5 protein-coding genes are annotated in these 6,817 nt (G+C 66.7%); 3 read left to right on the top strand and 2 right to left on the bottom strand.

The features are described 5' to 3' along the window. Window positions 1-711 (top strand): cell envelope integrity protein TolA (gene tolA / locus VSO01S_RS25520; RefSeq protein WP_084242123.1); only part of this gene is annotated, 711 nt, incomplete at its 5' end. A gap of 332 nt (window positions 712-1,043) precedes the next feature. Here the strand turns inward: tolA and dnaE are convergent. Together dnaE and VSO01S_RS25510 are read right to left on the bottom strand one after the other, a co-directional pair. Then, window positions 1,044-4,568, bottom strand: coding sequence for a DNA polymerase III subunit alpha (dnaE, locus tag VSO01S_RS25515; RefSeq protein WP_068645572.1), 3,525 nt, complete (start codon window positions 4,566-4,568; stop codon window positions 1,044-1,046). A gap of 85 nt (window positions 4,569-4,653) precedes the next feature. Continuing rightward, window positions 4,654-5,457: a hypothetical protein gene (locus VSO01S_RS25510; protein ID WP_068645571.1), complete on the bottom strand. Its 804-nt coding sequence runs from the start codon at window positions 5,455-5,457 to the stop codon at window positions 4,654-4,656. A gap of 116 nt (window positions 5,458-5,573) precedes the next feature. Between VSO01S_RS25510 and VSO01S_RS25505 the strand changes: the two genes are divergently transcribed. Both VSO01S_RS25505 and VSO01S_RS25500 read left to right on the top strand, forming a co-directional pair. Continuing rightward, window positions 5,574-6,359, top strand: a complete 786-nt coding sequence (locus VSO01S_RS25505) for a sulfurtransferase (protein WP_068645570.1) — start codon at window positions 5,574-5,576, stop codon at window positions 6,357-6,359. Between the two features lie 144 nt (window positions 6,360-6,503). Then, window positions 6,504-6,817: hypothetical protein (locus VSO01S_RS25500; RefSeq protein ID WP_373282935.1), on the top strand; the 314-nt coding region annotated here is incomplete at its 3' end.

Below are 6,817 nucleotides of genomic sequence, written 5' to 3'. Positions count from 1 at the left end.
CCTGCACCGCCGCCCCCGCCTCCTCCACCACCGCCGCCGCCCCAGGCCGTGACGCCGCCCGCGCCACCGCCGCCCAAGGCGCCCGACATCAACCTGGAGCAGGAAAAGCGCAAGCAGGAGCTCGAGGCCAAGCGCGAACGCGAGTTGGAAGAGCAGCGCAAGGAACGCGAAAAGCAGAAGCAGCTGGCCGAACTTCAGAAAAAGAAGGAAGAGCAGCAGCGCAAGGAGCTCGAGTCCAAGAAGCAGGAAGAGCTCGAGCGCAAGAAGGAAGAGCAGCAGAAGAAGCTGGCCGAGCAGAAGAAGAAGGAAGAGGCCGCCAAGCAGGCTGCAGCTGCGCAGGCGGCAAAGGACCGCGCGGACAACCTCAAGCGCATGCAGGCCATGGCCGGCACGGGCGCTGCAGACTCGACCGGAACCGCAGCGCGCTCGTCGGGTCCGTCAGGCAACTACGCCGGGCGCGTTCGTGCGGCGGTACGCCCCAACGTGACCTATCCGGACGCCGACACGGTGGCCGGCAATCCTTCGGCCGACTTCGAAGTCAACCTGGCACCGGACGGAACGATCGTCGGCGTGAAGCTGCGCAAGTCCAGCGGCGTGCCCGGCTGGGACGAGGCCGCAGAGCGGGCACTGCGCAAGACGGACAAGCTGCCTCGCGATACCGATGGGCGCATCTACACGCCCATGGTGATTTCGCTGCGCCCGAAGGACTGATTTTTTGTGTTTGGTGGTGGGGCCAAGGGCTGTGTGTCCCTGTGCGGGGGCGCCTTCTGTGGCGGCGAGGCGCGCAGCGGCGGGGCTTAGCGTTTGTGTGCCGAAGGACACACAAACGCTACCGTTTCTGACTCGCCGAAGCTGTTTGACCGGAGCGAGCGCAGCTCGCGCAGGGAGTTCTTCGGCGCAAGCCCCGCCGCGAGCACCGGAGCGGAGTCAGCGCGAAGCGCTGACCGCCACAGCAGGCGCCCCCGGCCCCAAGGGCCTGCCGCGCCCGCCCCGCGCGAACGCATCAACGCATCAACGCATCAACGCATCAACGCATCAACGACTTAGTCGTAAACGACCGCCGCGTTCCCAGACTCCGCCTGCGCCATCCAGCTGGCCAGCGCCGCATCCGTGGGGAAGAACTTGGCCGCCTCACCCAGCTGCAATTCCACCTGCGCCCCCGAACGCTGCAAGGACAGCCGGACCGCCAGCCCCTGCCGCAAGTCCCCATGCTCGGTCTGCTCCGTGCGCGGCGGGAACTCGCGCGTCAACCGGGCGATGTCGGGCGCCTTGCCGTTCACCGCCACGCGCAGGTACTTGCCGAAGCGGCAGCGCGCCGTCGCCAGGTCCCAGATCTGCTGCACGATGAAGCGCGCCTCGAAGCCGCCCCGGCCCGGCTGCAGCCGGCCGCTCACGATGATGAGCTCGTCATCCTTCAAGGTGTTGCGATGCGCATTGAGCAGCGCCTCGTCCGCCGTCGCCTCGATGGTGCCCGACTTGTCGTCCAGCTTGAAGATGCCCACCCGCCCGCGGTTGCCGTTGATCACGCGCAGGTCGCTCACGATGCCGGCGATCACCTGCTGCTCGCGGCTGTCGATCAGGTCGTCGATCTGGCGCTTGCAGAAGCGCCGCACCTCGTGCGCCACCTCGTCGAACAGATGGCCCGACAGGAAGAAGCCCACCGCCGTCTTCTCCAGCGTCAGCCGCTCCTTCACGCCCCACGGCGTGGCCGCCACCAGTTCCGGCTCCTGCGTCGCGCTGCCGTGCTCGCCGTCGCCGAAGATGTCTGCCTGCGCCGCATTGGCCGCCGTCGCGTTGGCAAACTCGAAGGCGCGGTCCAGCGACGCGACCAGCGCCGCGCGGTTCTGCTGCAGCGAATCGAAGGCGCCGGCCTTGATGAGCGCTTCCACCGTGCGCTTGTTGATGCGCTGGCGATCCACCCGCACGCAGAAGTCGTACAGGCTGCTGAACGCCCCGCCCTCCTCGCGCGCCCGCACGATGGCCTCGATGGCCAGCTGGCCGGTGCCCTTCACCGCGCCCAGGCCGTAGCGGATGACCTTGTCGGTCACCGGCTCGAAGCGGTAGTTGCCGCGGTTCACGTCCGGCGGCTCGAAGGTCATGCCGAAGTTCTTGGTCGCGTCCTCGAACAGCACCTTCAGCTTGTCGGTGTTGTCCATTTCCACCGTCATGTTGGCGCAGTAGAACTCGGCCGTGTAGTGCACCTTGAGCCAGCCCGTGTGATAGGCCAGCAGGGAGTAGGCAGCGGCGTGCGACTTGTTGAAGCCATAGCCCGCGAACTTCTCCATCAGGTCGAAGATCTCGTCGGCCTTCGCCTCGGGGATGCCGTGGGTGGCCAGCGCACCCGCACGGAACTTGGTGCGGTGCTCGGCCATTTCCTCGGCCTTCTTCTTGCCCATGGCGCGGCGCAGCAGGTCGGCGCCGCCCAGCGAGTAGCCGCCCAGGATCTGCGCGGTCTGCATCACCTGCTCCTGGTAGACCATGATCCCGTAGGTCTCGCTGAGCATGTCGGCCACCGCCGGGTGCGGATACTCCACGTCCTCGCGCCCGTGCTTGCGCGCCACGAAGCTGGGGATCAGGTCCATCGGGCCCGGGCGGTACAGCGCGTTCAGGGCGATCAGGTCTTCCAGTCGCGTGGGCCGCGCGTCTTTCAGCATGCCCTGCATGCCGCGCGATTCGAACTGGAACACGGCCTCCGTCTTGCCTTCGGAAAACAGCCGGTAAGTCGACGCGTCGGTCAGCGGAATGTTCTCGTACGCGAAGTTCTCCTGGCCCTTGTGCCGCTTCATGATGAACTCGCGGGCAATCTCCAGGATGGTGAGCGTGGCCAGGCCCAGGAAGTCGAACTTCACCAGGCCGATGGCCTCCACATCGTCCTTGTCGTACTGGCTCACGGCCGAGTCGCTGCCGGGCTGCTGGTACAGCGGGCAGAAGTCGGTGAGCTTGCCCGGCGCGATGAGCACGCCGCCGGCGTGCATGCCGATGTTGCGGGTCATGCCCTCGAGCTTCTGCGCCATCTCGACAAGGGACTTGACCTCTTCCTCGCGCTCGATGCGCCGGGCCAGTTCGGGCTCGGCGGCAATGGCGTACTTCTCCTTGTCGGCCTCCGACAGCTCCGCCGGCGGGTACTGGATCGTGACCGGCTTGCCCGGCTTGTTGGGAATGAGCTTGCTGATGCCGTCGCAGAAGGTGTAGCTCATGTCCATCACGCGGCCCACGTCGCGGATGGCGGCGCGCGCGGCCATGGTGCCGAAGGTGGCGATCTGGCTCACCGCGTCGCGGCCGTACTTGTCCTTGACGTAGTCGATGACGCGGTCGCGGTTGCCCTGGCAGAAGTCGATGTCGAAGTCGGGCATCGACACCCGCTCGGGGTTCAGGAAGCGCTCGAACAGCAGGTTGTATTGCAGCGGGTCGAGGTCGGTGATCTTCAGCGCATAGGCCACCAGCGAGCCCGCGCCCGAGCCCCGGCCCGGGCCCACCGGGCAGCCGTTGTTCTTGGCCCAGTTGATGAAGTCGCCCACGATGAGGAAGTAGCCCGGAAAGCCCATCTTCAAAATGGTGCCGATCTCGAACTCCAGGCGCTCCACGTAGCGCGGCCGCTCCTTGTCGCGCTGCGCCACGTCGGGGTAGAGGTGCGCCAGGCGCTCCTCCAGGCCCTCGAAGGACAGGATGCGGAAGTACTTGTCGATGGGCATGGGCACGCCGTCTTCCAGCGGCGTGGGGAAGTCGGGCAGGCGCGGCTTGCCCAGCACCAGCGTCAGGTTGCAGCGCTTGGCGATTTCCACCGAGTTGGCAATGGCGCTGGGCACATCGGCGAACAGCGCTTCCATCTCGGCGGCAGACTTGAAGTACTGCTCGGGCGTGAACTTGCGCACCCGCCGCTGGTTGCCCAGGATCTCGCCCTCGGCAATGCACACGCGCGCCTCGTGCGATTCGTAATCGTCGCGCGTGGCGAACTGGATCGGGTGCGTGGCCACCACCGGCAGATTGAGCCGCGCCGCCAGTTGCACGGCGGCCGTCACATGGGGCTCGTCCTCGGGCCGGCCCGCGCGCTGCAGCTCGATATAGAAGCGGTGCGTGAAGATGCCCGCCAGTTCCAGCGCAACTTCGGCGGCGCGCGCCTCCCCGTGCGGGCCCCCTTGCAGCAGCGGCTGGCCCAGCGGCCCGGCCTGCGCGCCCGACAGCAGGATGAGGCCGCCATTGAGCTCGCGCACCCATTCCATCTTGACGGCGGCCTGGGTCTGCCCCCGGCCCACGTTCTGGGTCCAGGCGCGGGCCAGCAGTTCGGACAGGTTGAGATAGCCCTGCTTGTCCTGCACCAGCAGCAGCATGCGGCAAAGCACGCCTGGCTCCTGGCCCAGGCCCTCGACGAAGACTTCGGCGCCCAGGACGGGCTTGACCCCCTTGCCGCGCGCCTCCTTGTAGAACTTGACGCCGCCGAACAGGTTGTTCAGGTCGGTGATCGCCATGGCCGGCTGCTTGTCGGCGGCGGCCGCCTTGACGATTTCATCGATTCGGTTGGTGCCGTCGACGACGGAAAACTCGGTGTGCAGGCGCAGGTGGACGAACATGGGTCGATTGTAGGAAAAGACCCAGCAGCCCCTGCCCGGCCCCCAGGTGGCTAACGGACCAATGCGGCGACTGCGGCGCCGGGCCTCACTTGGGGAACAGGAAGGTCACCTGCGCGCGAAATCCCCATCCGTGCGGGCCGCTGTCGGGCCCGTCCGCCCAGTAGCGCACGCCGCCGCCCACGCTCAGCGTCTGTCCGCCCGCCTTCACGATCTGGTTGACCATGGCGTTGAGCGGCACCGACCACTGCTTGCTCTTCCAGTCGTAGGAGGATTCGCTGTTCAGCACAAAGGACGTGGCAGTCCTGGTCGTGTACGACAGGAACGGCTGCAGGAAGGTGCTGCTGACCGAGGGCCGGTCGGCATCGCCGCCGCCGCCCCAGATGTGGTTGGCCAGGGCGCCATAGGTCCACGCGCCGTCCTGCTTGAGCAGGACCACGGTCGGGCCGGCGCCCCATTTGCGCGCGCTCAGCGAATCGTCGGAACCGGTGGGCAGCAGAAAGGCCAGGCCCACGCCCCAGATCAGGCCGCCCGCAGTCGGCGCCTTGGGCGAGAAGAAGAAGCTCTGGGTGATGTCGCCGATGCCGCTAGCGTTCACGCCGGGGGTGTTCTGCTCGACGACGGGCAGGATGGTCCGGCTGATGAGGTTCCAGTCCTGCGAGATCGATACCGGAATGACCGGCTGGATGTTGAGCAGGGAGCGGTGTCCGTCGCGCCCGGCACCGTAGCGCGAGTCGTAGTTGTATTGCAGCGGCACCGAGATCAGCGAGGCCACCGGGTTGGACAGCTTCTTGGCCAGCTCTTCAGCGGAATCTTCGGCGTGGGCGGTCGAGCACAGGCCGGTCAGGCATGCCGAGAGCGCGAGCAGCGACGCAAGGCCATTTGTCTTCATCTTGGATTTTTCCTTCCTTTTTCGAATGGAGTGGCCGCTTCCGGTCCACGCCAGGCCCGCGATTGTGGACTGTCGGCGTCGGACGCCTTCGGCCGGCCACCTAAAATGCCGCCCCTGTGATCGAAGTTCTGAACATTGCTGCCTATAAGTTCGTCGCCATCGAGGACGGCCACGAACTGCGCGAGCGCATCCTCCACAAGGCCCTCGAACTGGACCTGCGCGGCACCGTGCTGCTGGCCGGCGAAGGCATCAATCTTTTCGTGGCCGGCGCGCCCGAGGCCATCGGCGAATTCCTCGCCATGCTGCGCGCCGACCCGCGCTTTGCCGACCTGGAAGTCAAGGAGAGCTGGTCGCTCACCCAGCCGTTCCGGCGCATGCTGGTCAAGCTCAAGCGCGAGATCATCCGCATGGACCATCCGGCCATCCAGCCGGCGGCTGGCCGCGCACCGGGCGTGGAGCCGCGCACCCTCAAGCGCTGGCTCGACCAGGGGCACGACGACGACGGCAAGCCGGTGGTGATGCTCGACACGCGCAATGCCTTCGAGGTGGACTACGGCACCTTCGACAACGCCATCGACTGGCGCATCACCAAGTTCACCGAATTCCCCGGCGCGCTGCAGGCGCACCTGGACGAGCTCAAGGACAAGCGCGTGGTGAGCTTCTGCACCGGCGGCATCCGCTGCGAGAAAGCCGCCATCCTGATGCACGAGCAGGGCCTGCCCGACGTGCTGCAGCTCGAAGGCGGAATCCTCAAGTACTTCGAGGAAGTGGGCGGCGCCCACTACAGCGGCGACTGCTTCGTGTTCGACGGGCGCGAGGCGCTGGCGCCCGATTTGAGCGCGCGGCGCAACGGCATCAGCGCACGTGCACCGGAAGATCCGGACATCGCCATCAAGCAATAGGAAGCGTCAGGCCACCGTGCGCTGCTGAGACCTGGCGCGCGCCTTCGGGTTCGGTCCCGTCGCTTCGCCTCGCATGGCCATCGCAAAAGATGGTGCCTCCCACAATGGATTTGCCAATTTTGGTAGTCCACAGAGGAGCGCAACATGATGATCAACGGAGTCCAGTCTTCCGCCTTGAGCGGCACGCTGCAAAGCAATGCGAACACGTCGGCCAGCACGCCGGCGCAACGACTGCAGTTCGTCCAGCAGATGATGCAGCAGATGATGAACATGATGCAGGACCTGATCAAGACGATGCAGGACGAGATCAACAAGAGCGCACCGGGCAACCAGCAGCAGCCGGGCGCCGATCCCGCCCAGCAGGCCGGTGGTGGTGCGCCGGGTGCCGGCGGCGGTGCGCCTGGTGCAGGCGGTGGTGCACCGGCTGCGGGTGGTGGCGGCGCACCCGCTGCGGGCGG

It is taken from the genome of Variovorax soli NBRC 106424, from assembly GCF_001591385.1.
In the GTDB taxonomy this organism is placed as follows: Bacteria; Pseudomonadota; Gammaproteobacteria; order Burkholderiales; family Burkholderiaceae_C; genus Variovorax; species Variovorax soli.
Note: the sequence above shows the minus strand (reverse complement) of the source record. Positions and strands in the feature narration are given on the sequence as shown.